Annotated in this window: 14 protein-coding genes; 2 read left to right on the top strand and 12 right to left on the bottom strand. The window is 62.3% G+C overall.

Annotation, left to right across the window (positions count from 1 at the left end; genetic code table 11):
- Positions 1 to 6 precede the first annotated feature (6 nt).
- Complete coding sequence (locus ACODTD_RS19645; RefSeq protein ID WP_007956309.1) at positions 7 to 600, bottom strand: aminodeoxychorismate/anthranilate synthase component II; 594 nt, start codon at positions 598 to 600, stop codon at positions 7 to 9.
- Positions 601 to 1,003: 403 nt separating this feature from the next.
- Between ACODTD_RS19645 and estP the strand changes: the two genes are divergently transcribed.
- Positions 1,004 to 2,914: an esterase EstP gene (gene estP / locus ACODTD_RS19640; RefSeq protein WP_011336195.1), complete on the top strand. Its 1,911-nt coding sequence runs from the start codon at positions 1,004 to 1,006 to the stop codon at positions 2,912 to 2,914.
- Positions 2,915 to 2,982: 68 nt separating this feature from the next.
- Here estP and trpE read toward each other — a convergent pair whose 3' ends face one another.
- The 10 genes from trpE to ACODTD_RS19590 form a co-directional block, all read right to left on the bottom strand.
- Positions 2,983 to 4,461, bottom strand: coding sequence for an anthranilate synthase component I (gene trpE / locus ACODTD_RS19635; RefSeq protein WP_201817800.1), 1,479 nt, complete (start codon positions 4,459 to 4,461; stop codon positions 2,983 to 2,985).
- A 71-nt stretch (positions 4,462 to 4,532) separates the two neighbouring features.
- The gene (locus ACODTD_RS19630; protein ID WP_201817802.1) at positions 4,533 to 5,351 is read right to left on the bottom strand and encodes a phosphoglycolate phosphatase; all 819 of its coding nucleotides are present in this window, start codon (positions 5,349 to 5,351) and stop codon (positions 4,533 to 4,535) included.
- Positions 5,348 to 6,022, bottom strand: coding sequence for a ribulose-phosphate 3-epimerase (rpe, locus tag ACODTD_RS19625; RefSeq protein WP_007918813.1), 675 nt, complete (start codon positions 6,020 to 6,022; stop codon positions 5,348 to 5,350). The genes ACODTD_RS19630 and rpe overlap by 4 nt, the downstream gene beginning before the upstream one ends.
- A 114-nt stretch (positions 6,023 to 6,136) precedes the next feature.
- Entirely contained in the window at positions 6,137 to 7,285 is a 1,149-nt protein-coding gene (locus ACODTD_RS19620) for an iron-containing alcohol dehydrogenase (protein ID WP_201817803.1), read from the bottom strand.
- 108 nt (positions 7,286 to 7,393) lie between these two features.
- Positions 7,394 to 8,218: an ABC transporter permease gene (locus tag ACODTD_RS19615; protein WP_011336198.1), complete on the bottom strand. Its 825-nt coding sequence runs from the start codon at positions 8,216 to 8,218 to the stop codon at positions 7,394 to 7,396.
- A gap of 12 nt (positions 8,219 to 8,230) precedes the next feature.
- A complete protein-coding gene (locus ACODTD_RS19610) occupies positions 8,231 to 9,478 on the bottom strand; it encodes an ABC transporter permease (RefSeq protein WP_011336199.1) in 1,248 nt (415 codons plus the stop codon).
- 66 nt (positions 9,479 to 9,544) lie between these two features.
- On the bottom strand, positions 9,545 to 10,588 hold the full coding sequence (locus ACODTD_RS19605; RefSeq protein WP_007959933.1) for an ABC transporter substrate-binding protein: 1,044 nt from the start codon (positions 10,586 to 10,588) through the stop codon (positions 9,545 to 9,547).
- A 48-nt stretch (positions 10,589 to 10,636) separates the two neighbouring features.
- Positions 10,637 to 11,761, bottom strand: a complete 1,125-nt coding sequence (locus tag ACODTD_RS19600) for an ABC transporter ATP-binding protein (protein ID WP_007959931.1) — start codon at positions 11,759 to 11,761, stop codon at positions 10,637 to 10,639.
- A gap of 218 nt (positions 11,762 to 11,979) precedes the next feature.
- Complete coding sequence (locus ACODTD_RS19595) at positions 11,980 to 12,609, bottom strand: response regulator (protein ID WP_011336200.1); 630 nt, start codon at positions 12,607 to 12,609, stop codon at positions 11,980 to 11,982.
- A complete protein-coding gene (locus ACODTD_RS19590; RefSeq protein WP_489105107.1) occupies positions 12,610 to 15,009 on the bottom strand; it encodes a PAS domain-containing sensor histidine kinase in 2,400 nt (799 codons plus the stop codon).
- 73 nt (positions 15,010 to 15,082) lie between these two features.
- On the opposite strand from ACODTD_RS19590, the gene ACODTD_RS19585 reads away from it, so the two are divergent.
- The gene (locus tag ACODTD_RS19585; RefSeq protein WP_221616024.1) at positions 15,083 to 16,072 is read left to right on the top strand and encodes an alpha/beta hydrolase family protein; all 990 of its coding nucleotides are present in this window, start codon (positions 15,083 to 15,085) and stop codon (positions 16,070 to 16,072) included.
- A 63-nt stretch (positions 16,073 to 16,135) separates the two neighbouring features.
- Here the strand turns inward: ACODTD_RS19585 and ACODTD_RS19580 are convergent, their stop codons facing one another.
- Positions 16,136 to 16,903, bottom strand: a complete 768-nt coding sequence (locus ACODTD_RS19580) for a TerB family tellurite resistance protein (RefSeq protein ID WP_221616023.1) — start codon at positions 16,901 to 16,903, stop codon at positions 16,136 to 16,138.
- Position 16,904 lies beyond the last annotated feature (1 nt).

Raw genomic sequence — 16,904 nt, 5'->3', positions numbered from 1 at the left:
AAGTCCTTAGCGCGTGCCGCCGGTTTGTTTGAGGAAGTTGGCGAACAGTTCATGGCCCTGTTCGGTGAGGATCGATTCCGGGTGGAACTGTACGCCCTCGATGTTCAGGGTCTTGTGACGCAGGCCCATGATTTCGTCGACCGAACCGTCATCGTGCTGGGTCCACGCCGTCAGCTCCAGGCAATCGGGCAACGTTTCGTGTTTAACGATCAGGGAATGATAGCGGGTGACGGTCAGCGGGCGATTCAGACCGGCAAACACGCCCTTGTCCTCGTGGAATACCGGGCTAGTCTTACCGTGCATCACTTGACGGGCGCGAACGACATCGCCGCCAAAAGCCTGGCCGATGGACTGATGGCCGAGGCAGACACCGAGGATCGGCAGCTTGCCGGCAAAATGCTTGATGGCTTCGATGGAGATGCCGGCTTCGGTCGGTGTGCACGGGCCCGGGGATACGACGATCCGCTCCGGGTTGAGCGCTTCGATTTCGGCAATGGTCAGTTCGTCGTTGCGCACCACCTTGACCTCGGCACCCAGCTCGCCGAGGTATTGCACAACGTTGTAAGTAAAGGAGTCGTAGTTGTCGATCATCAGCAACATGGCGTTTCGAACCTCTTGAATTCTGACTTGAAGACAGCCTTCGGATGACTTGCCAGGGCGCTGCACACTGCCGGACGCGCAGGTCGCATCGGCACAGCGGCATTTCAAACGGGCAAGGAAGGCAAAGCGATACAGATCCGGCGGGGCCGGCAGAAAAGATTCAGGCGCGCCAACGCCAGCGGGCGTGTGCCTTGATGACTTGATCCAGAAGTTTGCTGGTGATCAACACGGGGAAGGTCTCGTTCATACGTTTCGGCACAGTAACTTAGCTGGGCGGAGCGCGCAATATGGCCGGGGCCGTGAGGGATAAAACAATGGGAGGCTTGACGACCGATGGCAAAACGCCGGAAGTTTTTGGTACTGTCGTTTCGTTCACTACAACAATAAATAAACGGACTTGCTCATGATCAAACAGACGTTGTTTGTACCGCTCGCCGGATGCCTGCTCGCGATGGCCTGCGCCCAGGCGAACGCCGCACCCAATCCTTATTCGAATTTCGTGGTCTTCGGCGACAGCCTGAGCGATGCGGGGACTTTCACCGACAGCGGCGGCCCGGCCGGCGCCACACAGCGCTACACCAACCGCACCGGTCCGGTGTATTTGGACGGCAGCGGTGAACTCCGCTCGCTGAACTCGACGCAACTGCTCGGTGGCCGACTCGGCTTCACACCGGATCAAACCGCCTCCTCGTCCTCAGCAGTACGTGCCGGCCAAGGCCAGCCGGATGGTAACAACTGGGCTGTCGGCGGCTACCGCACCGACCAGATTCTCGACTCGATCACCAGCCAGTCCGCCACCGGCGAACGCACCCGCGCCGGTTATCTGCCGTCGAACGGTTTCCGTGCTGACCCGAATGCCTTGTATTACCTGACCGGGGGCGGCAACGACTTCCTTCAGGGCCGCGTCACCAGCCTGCCTCAGGCGAATGCCGCCGCCGATCGACTGGTCGACAGCGTTCGCACACTGCAAGGTGCCGGCGCCCGCTACATCATGGTCTGGCTGTTGCCGGACATCGGCCTGACCCCGGCCATCAACGGCTCGCCGCTGCAGGCCTTCACCTCGCAACTCAGCACCCAGTTCAACACCGAACTGGTCAGCCAGTTGCAGAGCGTCAATGCCAACGTGATTCCGCTGAACGTCCCGGTTCTGCTCAAAGAGGCGTTCGCCAATCCGGCGCAATTCGGTCTGGCGACCGACCAGAATCTGGTCGGCACCTGCTTCAGCGGCAGCGGCTGCACCGAGAACGCCCGGTATGGCATCAACAGCGCCACCCCGGATCCGACCAAGCTGATCTACAACGACGCCGTCCACCCGACCGAAGCCGGGCAACGCCTGATTGCCGATTACGCTTACTCGCTGCTGGCCGCGCCATGGGAAGCGACTCTGCTTCCGCAAATGGCCCAAGGCACCTTGCGCTCGCATCAGGATGAACTGCGCAACCAGTGGCTGGCGGATTGGGAAAACTGGCAGGCCGTTGGCCAATGGCGGGCGATTGTCGCCGGTGGTGGCCAGCATCAGGACTTCGACAGCCAGCGCAGCGGCGCCAGCGCTGACGGTAACGGTTACAACCTGAACATCGGCGGCAGCTACCGTCTCAACGACGCCTGGCGCGTGGGCGTGGCGGCCGGTTTCTACAATCAGAAGCTCGAGGCCGGCGACAACGACTCGGACTACAAACTGAACACTTATCTGGGCACCGCGTTCGCCCAGTACCAGCAGAACCGCTGGTGGGGTGACGCCGCCGTGACCGCCGGACATCTGGATTACGACAGCCTCAAACGCAAATTCCAGCTGGGGGTCAACGAACGCGGCGAGAAAGGCGATACCGACGGCTATGTTCTGGCCTTCAGTGGACGCGTGGGTTACGACATTGCGCCAGAGGCAAGCAGCCCATGGCACCTGTCGCCGTTCGTCAGCGCCGATTTCGCCAAGGTTGAAGTCGATGGTTACTCGGAAAACGGCGCCGACTCCACCGCGCTGACGTTCGATGACCAGTCGCGCATCTCCCGGCGCCTGGGCCTCGGGATCCAGGGCAAGTACCAGATCACCTCGCAGACCCAGGTGTTCGGCGAACTGGCCCACGAACGCGAGTACAACGACGACACCCAGAATGTGACGATGAACCTCAACAGCCTGCCGAACAACCGCTACACCCTGGCCGGCTATACCCCTCAGACCAACCTGAACCGCCTGAACCTGGGCGTGAGCCACAACCTCACCAAGGATCTGGCATTACGTGCCAGCTACGACATCCGCAAGGATGACGACTTCACCCAGCAAGGGATCAACGTCGGCGTAGCGCTCGACTTCTGATTCGCAGGCAAAAAAAACGCGGCGCCTTCACAGGCGCCGCGTTTTTTTATGGCTGAATCATCAATGACTCAGTCCGGGGTTTGCTCGGCCAGTGCAACAGCGCGGAACATCGCCCGGCGCTTGTTGATGGTTTCTTCCCACTCCAGCGCCGGCACCGAGTCGGCGACGATGCCGCCACCGGCCTGCACGTGCAGTTCGCCGTTCTTGATCACGGCGGTACGGATCGCAATCGCGGTGTCCATGTTGCCGTTCCAGGCGAAGTAGCCGACCGCACCGCCGTACACACCACGCTTGACCGGCTCCAGCTCGTCGATGATTTCCATCGCACGGATCTTCGGCGCGCCGGACAAGGTGCCCGCCGGCAGGATCGCCCGCAGTGCGTCCATCGCCGTCAGCCCGGCCTTCAACTGGCCGGTGACGTTGGACACGATGTGCATCACGTTGGAATAACGCTCGATGACCATTTTCTCGGTAAGTTTCACCGAGCCGATTTCCGATACGCGCCCGGTGTCGTTGCGACCGAGGTCGATCAGCATCAGGTGCTCGGCGATCTCCTTGTCGTCGGACAGCAGGTCTTCTTCCAGCGCCACGTCCGCTTCTTCGGTGGCCCCGCGAGGACGGGTGCCGGCAATCGGGCGCACGGTGATCAGGTTGTCTTCGACCCGCACCAGCACTTCCGGCGAACTGCCGACGACGTGGAAGTCGCCGAAGTTGAAGAAGTACATGTACGGCGTCGGGTTGAAGCAACGCAGCGCGCGGTACAGATCGATCGGCGCCGCCTTGAAGTCGATCGACATGCGCTGGGACGGCACGACCTGCATGCAGTCACCGGCGAGGATGTATTCCTTGATGGTGTCGACGGCTTTTTCGTAGTCGTCCTGGGTAAAACTGGAGCGGAACACCGGCTCGGCCGCCTGCTGCTTTCTGAAATCCAGGCCACGGCGCGGGGTGATCGGCTGACGCAGTTTTTCCAGCAGTTGCTGCAATTGCGCCTGGCCCTGTTCGTACGCATCGGCCTGCGCCGGATCGGCCAGCACAATCGCGTGCATCTTGCCGGCGAGGTTGTCGAACACCACCACCGCATCGGAGACCATCAGCAGAATGTCCGGCACGCCCAGCGGATCCGGATTCGGGCATTTGCCGAGGCGCTTCTCTACATAACGCACACAGTCGTAACCGAAGTAACCCACCAGACCGCCGTTGAAGCGCGGCAGGCCGGCGATGGTCGGCACGTTGTAGCGGGCCTTGAAGGTTTCGACGAAGGCCAGCGGATCTTCGACGTCGTGGCTTTCGGTTTCGACGCCATCGACGGTGATGCTCACGTGATGATCGTGAACCCGCAGCACGGTGCGGCACGGCAGGCCGATGATCGAGTAACGACCCCATTTCTCGCCGCCCTGCACCGATTCGAGCAGGTAGGAGTTGGGCTGGTCGGCCAGTTTCAGGTAGATCGACAGCGGCGTGTCGAAGTCGGCCAGGGTTTCGCAGGCCAGCGGGATGCGGTTGTAGCCGTCAGCGGCCAGACGCAGGAATTCTTCGCGGATCATAAGGTGCCTCGTGGTGTGAGGTGCAAATCAGTCAGGTGTGCAAACGCGCCGGCAAGCCGGCCAGGAACAAGTCAGGCGCGCCAACGCCAGCGGGCCAGGGCCTTGATGACTTTCATCCAGAGTTTGCGGGTGACCACCACGATGGCGTTTCCAGAAGGGGATTGAGCAGCGTCGGGCAACGTTATCTCAGCGGCCGTATCCAGGCAACCGGGAATTAGCTTGCGCAGATCGTCGATCACCAGCGCCGGGGATTCCTCGGCAATCGGTCGGCCATGGTTGTAGCCATAACTCAGCCCGACACATTTGACCCCCGCCGCTTTCGCCGCCAGCACGTCGCTGCGCGAATCGCCGACGAACAGCGATTGCGAGGCTGGAATCCCGGACATCTTCATGACGAAGAACAGCGCCGCCGGATCGGGCTTCTTCTGCGGCAGGGTATCGCCGCCGATGATCCACTTGAAGTAGCGGCCGATCTTCATCTGATCCAGCAGCGGCGCGACGAAGCGCTCCGGCTTGTTGGTGATCAGCGCCATGGCCACGCCCTGCTTGTGCAGCCATTTCAGGGTGTCGCGCACGCCGGGATAGACCACGGTCAGCTCATGGCTGGCGCCGTAGGCCTCCATGAAAACCTCCAGCGCATGCTCGGCTTCGACGTCATCCACGGCGGAATGATCGATGCCACCGGCCAACGCACGGCGCACCAGCACCGGCGCACCGTTGCCGACCCACTCGCGCACCGACTCGATACCGGCAGGCTTGCGCCCGAGGGAGAGCAGCATGTTATCCACCGCCGCCGCCAGGTCGGGTACCGAATCGATCAGCGTGCCATCCAGATCGAACATCACCAACCGCGGCAGTTGCCCCGGGAACAGCTGCTCAAAACCGCTCATGGGCGAGCCAGCGCCAGTTCGGAACGCATCTTGTCGATGACTTCCTGATAGTTCGGCGCATTGAAGATCGCCGAACCGGCCACGAAGGTATCGGCGCCAGCGGCAGCGATTTCGCGGATGTTGTTGACGTTGACGCCGCCGTCGATTTCCAGGCGGATGTCACGGCCCGAGGCATCGATGATCGCGCGGGCTTCACGCAGCTTGTCGAGGGTGCCGGGGATGAATTTCTGCCCGCCGAAGCCCGGGTTGACGCTCATCAGCAAGACCATGTCGACCTTGTCGATCACGTACTTGAGCACATCCAGCGGGGTCGCCGGGTTGAACACCAGGCCGGATTTGCAGCCGCCTTCACGGATCAGTTGCAGCGAACGATCGACGTGCAGCGTGGCTTCCGGGTGGAAGGTGATGTAGGTGGCGCCGGCTTCAATGAAGTCGCCGACGATGCGATCCACCGGGCTGACCATCAGGTGCGCGTCGATCGGCGCGGTCACGCCGTACTTGCGCAGCGCGGCGCAGACCATCGGGCCGATGGTCAGGTTCGGCACGTAGTGGTTGTCCATGACATCGAAGTGGACGAAGTCGGCACCGGCGGCCAGAACATTGTCCACTTCCTCGCCCAGGCGGGCGAAGTCGGCGGAGAGAATCGACGGAGCAATAACGAAGGGCTGCATGACGCACCTTTTCTGAGCTAAATCACGATGGCGCGCATTGTATACCTCAAGTTTCCGCGCGCGCACCGTGACCGCGATGATTGGGTTGTGCCATGACCGATGACCGGCAGGTTCTCAATACGCCGCCCGGTAGATCTTCTCGATGTCGGCGGCGCTGAGCTTGCGCGGATTGTTGCGCATCAGGCGCTCGATGCCGGCGGCCTCCACGGCCATGGCCGGGATCGCCTCTTCGGGCACGCCGAAGCTGCGCAGCCCCAGTGGAATTTCCACCGCCGCGCACAGTTCGGTCATCGCCGCGACGGCGCTATCGGCGGCTGCATTGAGACTCAGATGAGCGGTCTTCACTCCCATGGCTTCGGCAATATCCTGCATCCGCTCGACGCAGGCCATCTTGTTCCAGGTCATGACATACGGCAGCAGCAACGCATTGCTGACGCCGTGAGCAATGTTGAATCGCCCGCCCAGCGGATACGCCAGCGCATGCACCGCGCCGACCCCGGCATTCCCGAACGCCATGCCGGCCATCAGGCTGGCGGTGGCCATGTCTTCCCGGGCCTGCAGGTTGGACGGGTTGGCGTAGGCCTTGGGCAATGACCGGGCGATCAACTTGATCGCGCCGATGGCCAGCGAATCGGTGATCGGCGAGGCATTCAGTGACAGATAGGATTCGATGGCATGCACCAGCGCATCGACGCCACTGGCGGCGGTGACACTGCGCGGGCAGGTCAGGGTCATCTGCGGACTGACCAGCGCCACGTCCGGCAACAGGTAATCGCTGACGATGCCTTTCTTCAGTTGGGCGACCTTGTCCGAAAGGATGGCGACGTTGGTCACTTCAGAACCGGTGCCGGCAGTGGTCGGGATCGCAATCAACGGTGGGCCTTTGCGCGGCACCTGATCGACGCCGAACAGATCTTCCAGCGCACCGTGATAGCCGGCGTACGCCGCGACGCTCTTGGCGATGTCGATGGCACTGCCGCCACCGAGGCCAATCAGACCGTCATGCCCGCCTTCGCGGTAGACGCGCATGCAATCCTCGACGATGGCGATTTCCGGATCCGGCAATACCCGGTCGAAGATTTCGTACTCGCGCTCGCCGATCTGCGCCAGCGCCAGCTCCACCGTGCCGGACTTGACCAGCGCGGCATCGGTAACGATCAGCGGGTTATCGATGTCCAGCCGCGTGAGTTCGGCCGCCAGTTGCTCGATGGCCCCGGCGCCGGTGATCAGTTTGTGAGCGATCTTGAACGAGGAAAGACTCATCGTGCGCAGCCTCTTATAGATGTGGGAGCTGAGCACAAGCGTAGCTGGGGAAATCGGGTTGTCTGTCATTCAGCGCATGAATGGCAGACAACCCGGATTGTGCAGTTGTCAGACCTGAGCGGTGCGCAGCTTCTCACTCCGCCCACGCAACCACTCCAGCGTCAGCAACAGAATCACCGAGAAGGCAATCAGCAGAGTCGCAGCCGCCGCAATCGTCGGGCTCAGGTTCTCGCGAATCCCGCTGAACATCTGCCGAGGCAACGTCGCCTGCTCGGGACCTGCAAGAAACAGCGTCACCACCACTTCATCGAACGAGGTTGCAAAGGCAAACAGCGCACCGGAAATCACCCCCGGCGCAATCAGCGGCAAGGTCACCCGACGGAAAGTGGTCAGTGGCGAGGCGCCAAGGCTGGCGGCCGCCCGCACCAGGTTGTGATTGAACCCCTGCAGGGTCGCCGACACCGTGATGATCACGAACGGCACACCCAGCACCGCGTGCACCACGATCAGCGAAAAGAAACTGTTGCCCAGGCCCAGCGGCGCGAAGAACAGGTAACTGGCCACACCGATGATCACCACCGGCACCACCATCGGCGAAATCACCAGCGCCATCACCAGCGGTTTGCCGGGGAAGTCGCCACGGGTCAGGCCGATGGCCGCCAGCGTGCCGAACACCATTGCCAGCACGGTCGCGGCCGGGGCGACGATGATGCTGTTCTTCAGCGAGCGCATCCATTCCGCCGAAGCGAAGAAGTCCTGATACCAGTGCAGCGAGAAACCTTGCAGCGGGTACACCAGGAAACTGCCCGAGTTGAACGACAGCGGCACGATCACCAGCACCGGCAGGATCAGGAACAACAGGATCAAGCCGCAGAGGATCCGCAAGCTGTAGAACCACACCCGCTCGACGGGCGACATATAAGGACTCAGCATTTCAAATTCCCCTTAGCTCAGGCGCAGGCGACTGGCGCCCACCAGCCAGCTGTAGATCAGATAAAGCACCACGGTCGCCAGCAGCAACAGCCCGCCGAGCGCGGTCGCCATGCCCCAGTTGATGCTGGTGTTGGTGTAGAACGCGACGAAGTAGCTGACCATCTGATCGTTCGGGCTGCCGAGCAGCGCCGGGGTGATGTAGTAGCCGATGGCGAGGATGAACACCAACAGGCAACCGGCGCCGACACCGGCGTAGGTCTGCGGGAAGTACACCCGCCAGAAACTGGCGAACGGATGGCAGCCGAGGGAAATCGCGGCACGCATGTAGGTTGGCGAGATGCCTTTCATCACGCTGTAGATCGGCAGGATCATGAACGGCAACAGGATGTGCACCATCGAGATGTAGACCCCGGTGCGGTTGAACACCAGCTCCAGCGGTTTATCGATGATGCCCATCGCCATCAACGCGCTGTTGATCAATCCGCCGGATTGCAGCAACACGATCCACGCGGCGACCCGCACCAGGATCGACGTCCAGAACGGCAGCAGCACCAGAATCATCAGCAGGTTGCTTTGACGCGACGGCAGGTTGGCCAGCAGGTAAGCCAGCGGATACGCCAGCACCAGGCAGATCACGGTGATGATCAGGCCCATCCAGAAGGTCCGGGCGAAGATGTCGAGGTAGATCGCCTGATCCGGGGTCGCCGGGGCAATTTCGCCGAGGTCGTCGATGCGATGATCCACCGCTGCCAGCAGATAGAACGGGGTGATGCTGCTGGTGTTGCGCTTCACCGCTTGCCAGTAGGCCGGATCGCCCCAACGCTCGTCGAGGCCTTCCAGCGCTTCTTTATAAGAGGCCGGTTCACTGGCGAATGGCAGCGAGCGGGCGGTTTTGGTCAGCAGGCTGCGATAGCCGGCCAACTCCATGTTCAGGCGCTTGGACAGATCGCCCAGGGTCTGGTTTTTCCGCGCTTCGGCGAGGTCTTCGCTGGCGGCTTTATAGACCGGTTCTGCGGGCAGGCCTCGGCCGTCCCACGCGGCAATCGCAGTCACGGTGCGCGGCATGCCGCTGACCACTTCCGGGTTGCCGACGCTTTTATAGAGCAGCGCCACGATCGGCACCAGGAACACCAGCAACAGAAACAGCACCAGCGGCGCGATCAGCGCCTGGGCCTTCCAGCGGTTGACCCGCTCGGCGTGCTTGAGCCGCTGCTTCAAGGTGGGGCTGTTGCCCTCGTTCAGGGGAACGGCGATGGCCATGACGTACTCCGCAAATCTTTTAAATGACGGCGTCACCCTGGGGGTGACGCCGCGTATGCATCAGCCTTACTTCGCAGCCCAGGAATTGAAGCGCTGCTCCAGTTGCTCGCCGTTGTCAGCCCAGAAGCTGACATCGATCTGCACCTGGTTGGCGATGTTTTCCGGGGTGGTCGGCATGTCTTTCAGGATCGCCTTGTCCAGCAATGGCACTGCCTGAGAGTTGGCCGGGCCGTAGGCGATGTTCTCCGAGTAGGTCTTCTGTTGTTGTGGCTGCACCGAGAACGCGATGAATTTCTTCGCCGCTTCGGCGCGCTTGGCGTCCAGGCCTTTCGGGATGGCCCAGGCGTCGAAGTCGTAGATGCCGCCGTTCCACACCACTTTCAGGTTGGACTCTTTCTGCACCGCAGCGATACGACCGTTGTAGGCCGAGCTCATGACCACGTCACCGGAAGCGAGGTATTGCGGCGGCTGAGCGCCGGCTTCCCACCACTGGATGTTCGGTTTCAGCTCATCCAGTTTCTTGAATGCGCGATCCTGACCGCCCTTGCTGGCCAGTTCCTTGTACACGTCTTTCGGCGCAACGCCGTCGGCCATCAGTGCGAATTCGAGGGTGTACTTGGCGCCTTTGCGCAGGCCGCGCTTGCCCGGGAATTTCTTGGTGTCCCAGAAATCCGCCCAGCTGGTCGGTGCGGTTTTCAGCTTGTCGGCGTTGTAGGCCAGCACGGTCGACCACACGAAGAAGCCCACGCCGCACGGCTGGATCGCGCCTTTGACGTAATCTTCGGATTTGCCGAACAGCGCAGGATCCAGTTGTTCGAACATGTCTTCGTCGCAGCCACGGGACAGCTCCGGCGATTCAACCTCGACCAGATCCCAGGACACGCTCTTGGTGTCGACCATGGCTTTGACCTTGGCCATCTCACCGTTGTACTCGCCGGCGACGATCTTGCCGTTGCCCGCTGCTTCCCACGGTGCGTAGAAGGCTTTGACTTGCGCCGCCTTGTTCGCCCCGCCAAACGACACCACGGTCAGATCCGGCCCAGCGGCCATTGCGCTTGCCGCACCCATCAGGCCCAGGGTCAGGGCTGTGAACTTCAGGGATCTCAACATTTATTGTTCTCTCCACGTGCAGGGTTGGTGTTGGTATTGCGGGGCGTTTCAGTGCGCCTCTAGAAGAGGATCGAGCGCGCGAACGTGCTCGACCTGCCAGCCAAGCGGAACCACGTCACCGACTGCGAGCGCAGGATCGAGCTCGGCAATCGGTTGTTTCACGAAGAAGTCGGTCTTGCCGCAGACTTCCAGGCGCACCCGGACGTGGTCGCCCAGATAGATGAATTCGGCCACCCGCCCGGAGAAGCGGTTGACGCATTGGTCGCTCGAACCGTTGAGGCTGACGCGCTCGGGGCGGATAGACAGGGTGACCGGTTCGCCGGTCTGGCCGATGTTGACCGCCAGCGCCTCGACCTTTTCCCCGCGCCCCAGCTCGACCACGCAGCGCTCGCCGTTCTGGCTGAGCAGGCGACCGTTGAGGCGGTTGTTCTCGCCGATGAAGTTGGCGACGAAGGTGTTTTTCGGTTCTTCGTAGAGGGTGCGCGGCGGGGCGATCTGCTGGATCTCGCCCTGGTGGAACACGGCGACGCGGTCGGACATGGTCAGGGCTTCGCCCTGGTCGTGGGTCACATAGACCACGGTTACGCCAAGGCGCTGGTGCAGGTGTTTGATTTCCATCTGCATGTGTTCGCGCAGTTGTTTGTCGAGGGCGCCGAGGGGTTCGTCCATCAGCACCAGCTGCGGCTCGAACACCAGCGCACGGGCCAGTGCTACACGTTGTTGCTGGCCGCCGGACAACTGCGCCGGATAACGCGATGCGAACGCGTCGAGCTGAACCATGCTCAGGACTTTCTTAACCTTGTCGCTGACGTCGCTCTTGTTCAGGCCGCGTACGGTCAGCGGAAACGCCAGGTTTTCGGCGACGGTCATGTGCGGAAACAGCGCGTAGTTCTGGAACACCATGCCGATGTCGCGCTTGTGCGGCGGCACGTTGTTGATCGCCCGCCCGGCAAGGAGAATTTCGCCGGCGGTCGGCGTCTCGAAACCGGCGAGCATCATCAGGCTGGTGGTCTTTCCGGAGCCGGACGGTCCGAGCAAGGTGAGGAATTCGCCCTTGCGAATGTCCAGGTTGAGGTCTTTGACGATCAGGTTCTCGCCGTCGTAGCTCTTCTGCACTCCACGAAAGCTGACCAGCACATCGCTGGCCCCTGCGTTTGATTCGACCTGGCTCATACCCACACCTTTGTTATTGATGACTGCTGTGGGAGTAAGCCTAGTGGCTGCTTGCAGTCACGCAAATCGGGGCGCAGGAGAGAATCGCCTCAGCCGGATGGAAGGCCGGGGGTAGGGATTGCCCTACACGGATGGCGCGTTTTGGCAAACCCGGCGCATGGGTCGGGGCTCAAGCCGCCAGAACCGGCAAAAGCGCCTGTCGCTAATGGATATGTCGCTCAGAGCAGCTTGTGTTCCATCGCGTACTTCACCAGCTCGGCGAGCGAAGTGATGTTGAGTTTCTGCATCAGCCGCGCCTTGTGGGTGCTGATGGTCTTGCTGCTCAGGGCCAATTGCTGGGCGATGTCGTTGACGTTGGCGCCTTGCGCCAGCCGTTCGAACACCGAGAACTCGCGCTCCGACAGCAACGAGTGCAGCGGCCGCGCATCGGTCAGGCCGACTTCGAAGACCATGCGGTCGGCCAGCTCCGGGTCGATGTAACGCCCACCTGCAGCGACCTTGCGAATTGCCGTCAGCAGCAGCGCCGGATCACTGTCCTTGGTCGCATACCCGGCGGCGCCGATCTTCAGTGCCCGGGCGGCCATCTGCGCTTCGTCGTGCATCGACAGCACCAGAATCGCCGGCGGATGGTTCAGCGCGCGGATCCGCGGAATCGCTTCGAGCCCGTTGACGCCGGGCATCGAGATATCCAGCAGCACCACTTCGCAGGGCACGTTGCGCAGGGTTTCCAGCAACTGCTCGCCATTGCTCGCCTCCCCCACCACTTGCAGATCCTTGGCCAGGCCGATCAATTGCTTGATGCCTTCGCGAACGATGGTGTGGTCTTCGGCTACCAGTACACGGATCACTTACTTCTCCTCATCCAGTGGCACCCGCACGCTCAGCGTGGTGCCCTCGCCCGGTTCGCTGTCGAGTGACAGCTGCCCGCCCATGATCAACACCCGCTCGCGCATGCCCACCAGCCCAAAGGATGTCGGCCTGCCGGCAGCGGCGACAAATCCTACGCCATCATCGCTGACCGTCAGACACAATTCGTCACCTTCCTGCGTCAGCGTCAGTTCTACAGTATGCGCCTGGGCATGGCGCATGACGTTGGTCAACGCCTCCTGAAGAATGCGGAACAGGCCGATGGCCTTGGCGTCGCTGAGCGGTGCAAGGTTGTCCGGCACCTGCACCAGACACGGAATCTGCGTGCGCGCCTCGAACCGCCGCGCCTGCCACTCGATGGCCGAGGCGATCCCGGCATCGAGGATCGGCGGGCGCAATGCCGTCGCCACATCGCGCACCAACTGGAACAACTGGGCGATCAGGCGCTTCATGCTGTTCAGCCGCTCGTTCAGGCCTGGGTCGAGTTGCGCGTAGGCCAGTTCGCACATCGACGTCTCCAGTTTCAGCACCGTCAGCATCTGCCCCAGCTCATCGTGAACCTCGCGGGCGATGCGCGCCTTTTCCTCTTCCCGCACGCTTTCCAGATGCGCCGACAATTCGCGCAATTGTTCACGGGAGGCCGCCAGCTCCAGTTCGATGCGTTTGCTTTCGGTGATGTCCCAGACGATGCCGTCCCAGACATAGGACCCGCCTTCCAGCTGACGGGTGATGGCCTTGATTTCGGCCCAGCGCTGCTCGCCCTGACGCGTGAGAATTCGGCCCTGCCACGACCAGTCGCTGTCGGTGTCCAGCGCCTGATCCTGGGTCTGGTGATAGGCGGCCCGGTCATCCGGATGCACCAGACTGCGCAAGCCCATGTCGCGATGGGCGATGGCGGCCGGCGCGTAGCCGACCAGACTTTCGCTGCCCTCGCTGATGTAGGCAAAGTCGATCTGCCCGGTGACCGGTGCGCGCTCGAGACGGAACACCAGCCCCGGCACATTGGCCGCGATGCCTTGCAGCCGCGCCTCGCTTTCCTGCAACGCAGCCAGGGCACGACGGCGCTCGGTGACATCGGTGAGGTAAACCACTAGGTACTCGCCATCGCGAAATCGCAGGAAGCTCAGCGACACGTCGGCCGGCAGCACACTGCCATCGGCCCGCACGCAGTTGGTTTCAAAACTCAGCGGCCCTTCTTCGCTGGTCCGGGCGCGCTTCCACAGGTTGAGCCAGCGATCCATGTGCAGGCCCGGTTCGAAGTCGATCAACGGTCGATCGATGATGGCGCCCTGCGGATAACCGAGCATGTTTTCTGCCGCACGGTTGGCGTAGCGCACATGGCTGTCCCAGTTGACCCAGAGAATGCCGACGGTGCTCTGATCGATGGAAAACTGGGTCAGGCGCAGGGCTTCTTCGCTGGCGGCACGCAGGGCGATGTCTTCACGCGCGTCGAACAAACGTTGTTCAAGACTGCGTTGCTGGCGGCGTTGCCAGAACACGATGGCCACGCAGCTGAGCAGCAACACTGCGAACAACAGACTCAGGTTCTGCCAGAAGCCCGGCGACTCGGAAAGCCGTGGATACTTGGGTTGCAGCCATTGCGCATGCAGGCGCTCCAGATCCTTGGCCGGGATTGCGCGCAGGGCGTTCTCGACGATTCCGGCCAGCTCCGGCCAGTCGCGGCGGGTGCCGATGCGCAGCAGTTGCGGCAGACCGATATCACCGACCACCACCAGCCCGGCGAACTCCGGTTCCGCCGACAGCCGACCGAGCTGCGCCTCATCGACCACCGCGTAGGACGCCTGCTGACTCAGCAACAGTTGCAGCGCCTGACGCTCCATCGGTACGCCTTGCAGATTCAGGTGCGGATAGTTGCCGCGCAGGTAATCGGCGGTGACGCCGGGCATGCGCACGGCGACGCGGGTCTGGCTGTCGAGTTTTTCCAGCTCCACGGTCGCGCTGCTTTTCTGGTCGCTGACCACCAGTTGCGGCACGCGCATGTACGGGTCGGAGAACTGCCACAGACGCAGCCCGCCCGGGGTCTGGGTCAGGCCCGGAGCGATGTCGATCTCGCCGTCCCGGGCAGCGGCCTCGAGTTGTGCCAGATCCTGAAAGTTGCGCCAGCTCAGCTCGACATTCAGCGCCCTCGCCAATGCCTTCATCACCTCGACATTGGCCCCCGACAGCCGCTGCAAGCGCCGGTCGTATTGCGCGTACGGCGCCTGCAACACCAGGCCCACGCGCAATTCATTGTGCTGTGCGAGCCACTGTTGTTCGCTCGCCGACAACCGCGCGAGGTGACTCGGGGGCGCAGGCGCCGCCCAGCCCATCAAGGGAAACGCCAGACAGCCGATAACCCACAGGCAGCAAAAACGCATCATTGAAGTCTCATACACTGACAAATTCTGACCAACCCATTAGGCTGCCGGGATATCTTCTGGCCTGGAATAACCGATGCCCCCTGTCTATCGCCTGGCAATGCCAGCATTGTGCCTGTCGCTGATCCTGCCTTGTGCGTTTTCCGTCGAAGCCGCGGATCCGGCATCCGCCCCCGCCGCAGAAAAAGCCACCGAAGAAAAACCGCTCGAACGCCAGCCTCTGCTTGAGCGTAGTCAGGAAGAAGCCGCGGCACTCGAACGCAAGGTTCCGGCCCAGGAACAACAGCAATTGCAAGCCGGCAGCGACACCTTCCTCGCCCTGTGGAAACCGGCCAACACCGCCGAACCCAAAGGAGCGGTGATCCTCATTCCCGGCGCCGGCGAAACCGCCGACTGGCCCCAGGCGATCAGCCCGTTGCGCCGCAAGTTGCCGGACGTCGAGTGGAGCAGCCTGAGTATCACACTGCCCGATCTGCAAAGCGATGCCATCGCACCGCGCGTGGTCGAAGCACCCGCCGCGCCGAAAACCGTCGACCCGGGCAGTAAGGATTCGACCACCGCCGAGCCGATCGAACAAGCCGCCGGTGGCGAAGCCGATGTGGCCGACAAGGTCGTGGCTGAATCCACCGAGGAACAGTCCAAGGCCGACGCCGAGCGAATCTTCGCCCGCATCGACGCCGCGCTGGCCTACGCCGAACAACAGAGCGCGCGCAGCATCGTCGTGCTCGGTCATGGCACCGGCGCTTACTGGGCGGCGCGCTACATGAGCGAGAGACAGAGCTCGCAGGTCGAGAAGCTGCTGCTGGTGGCCGCGCAGACCCCGGCCAAGGCCAAACCGGAGCTGGTGGAACTGACGCCGACCCTGAAGCTGCCGACGGCGGACATTTTCTACATGGATAAAGCGCTGGACCGCAACGCGGCACTGGAGCGCCTGCAGGCGAGCAAGCGACTGAAGACGTCCGCGTTCAGTCAGGTCGCACTCAAGGCCTTGCCGGACAACAAGGCCGAACAGGAGCAATTGTTCCGCCGGGTGCGTGGCTGGCTGAATCCGCAGAGCCCGGACTAATAGTCCGGACCGTCAAAACGCAGACAAAAAAAATCGCAGCCCGACGCTGCGATTTTTTTATGCCTAACGAAAATCCCGCCGTTCGCGAATCAACGTGTAGGCATTGTGCAATTCGCGGGTCCTCTCGGTGGCCTCACGCACCTGCGCCGGCGTGGCACCCGTCCCGGCGACCTTGTCCGGGTGATGCCGGCTGAGCAGGCGTCGATAGGCACGTTTGATCTGCGCCGGTTCGCTGGTGGCTGAGACACCGAGCAGGCGCATCGCCTCCTGATAGCTCACCGCCGCACTGACGATCGGACGCTTGTGCGGCTCGTAGTCCGCCGCCAGCGCCTGGATCTGATGGGTCGTCCAGCCCAGCCACTTGCCCCACTGCGCCAGCAATTCTCGCTCGCTGACGCCGGCCCGGCCATCGGCCCAGACCATTCGCCAGCAGGCGCGCAACACGCCTTCGGCCGCATGGGGTTGAGTGCTCAAGCGACGCAGATAACCGCGCAGATTGTCGTTGCCGGACTTGCCGCGATTGAACGCGGCAATCGCACGGCGCTGTGCCGGTTCGCTCATTTCCAGCGCGCGCATCTCCTGCCGCGCCTGCTGAATGTGACCGTCCGTGACCCGCCCGTCGCTCTTGGCCAGACGCCCGAGCAACACAAACAACAATTCGTCGTTGCGCAGCATCGGCCGGCCGCCGAGTTTTTCCCGCAAATGCCCCCAGCTCTGCAAATGCAGGCGCCGATCCAGCGCTTGCCCCAACAAAGCCCCAAGCATGGCCCCCGGAATGCTGGCGATAGCAAAACCCGCTCCGGCTCCAATCAGAGTCCCTGGCCACAACATA

It is taken from the genome of Pseudomonas sp. FG35, assembly GCF_057809295.1.
The sequence above is the reverse complement of the archived record's forward strand: the minus strand, read 5'-3'. Positions and strand labels throughout refer to the sequence as shown.

Bases quoted from the DNA above. Each gene is read 5' to 3' on its own strand.
- ACODTD_RS19645 (WP_007956309.1), bottom strand. From the start codon at position 600: ATGTTGCTGATGATCGACAACTACGACTCCTTTACTTACAACGTTGTG.
- estP (WP_011336195.1), top strand. From the start codon at position 1,004: ATGATCAAACAGACGTTGTTTGTACCGCTCGCCGGATGCCTGCTCGCG.
- ACODTD_RS19605 (WP_007959933.1), bottom strand. From the start codon at position 10,588: ATGTTGAGATCCCTGAAGTTCACAGCCCTGACCCTGGGCCTGATGGGT.
- trpE (WP_201817800.1), bottom strand. From the start codon at position 4,461: ATGATCCGCGAAGAATTCCTGCGTCTGGCCGCTGACGGCTACAACCGC.
- rpe (WP_007918813.1), bottom strand. From the start codon at position 6,022: ATGCAGCCCTTCGTTATTGCTCCGTCGATTCTCTCCGCCGACTTCGCC.
- ACODTD_RS19610 (WP_011336199.1), bottom strand. From the start codon at position 9,478: ATGGCCATCGCCGTTCCCCTGAACGAGGGCAACAGCCCCACCTTGAAG.
- ACODTD_RS19615 (WP_011336198.1), bottom strand. From the start codon at position 8,218: ATGCTGAGTCCTTATATGTCGCCCGTCGAGCGGGTGTGGTTCTACAGC.
- ACODTD_RS19600 (WP_007959931.1), bottom strand. From the start codon at position 11,761: ATGAGCCAGGTCGAATCAAACGCAGGGGCCAGCGATGTGCTGGTCAGC.
- ACODTD_RS19580 (WP_221616023.1), bottom strand. From the start codon at position 16,903: ATGTTGTGGCCAGGGACTCTGATTGGAGCCGGAGCGGGTTTTGCTATC.
- ACODTD_RS19630 (WP_201817802.1), bottom strand. From the start codon at position 5,351: ATGAGCGGTTTTGAGCAGCTGTTCCCGGGGCAACTGCCGCGGTTGGTG.
- ACODTD_RS19620 (WP_201817803.1), bottom strand. From the start codon at position 7,285: ATGAGTCTTTCCTCGTTCAAGATCGCTCACAAACTGATCACCGGCGCC.
- ACODTD_RS19590 (WP_489105107.1), bottom strand. From the start codon at position 15,009: ATGATGCGTTTTTGCTGCCTGTGGGTTATCGGCTGTCTGGCGTTTCCC.
- ACODTD_RS19585 (WP_221616024.1), top strand. From the start codon at position 15,083: ATGCCCCCTGTCTATCGCCTGGCAATGCCAGCATTGTGCCTGTCGCTG.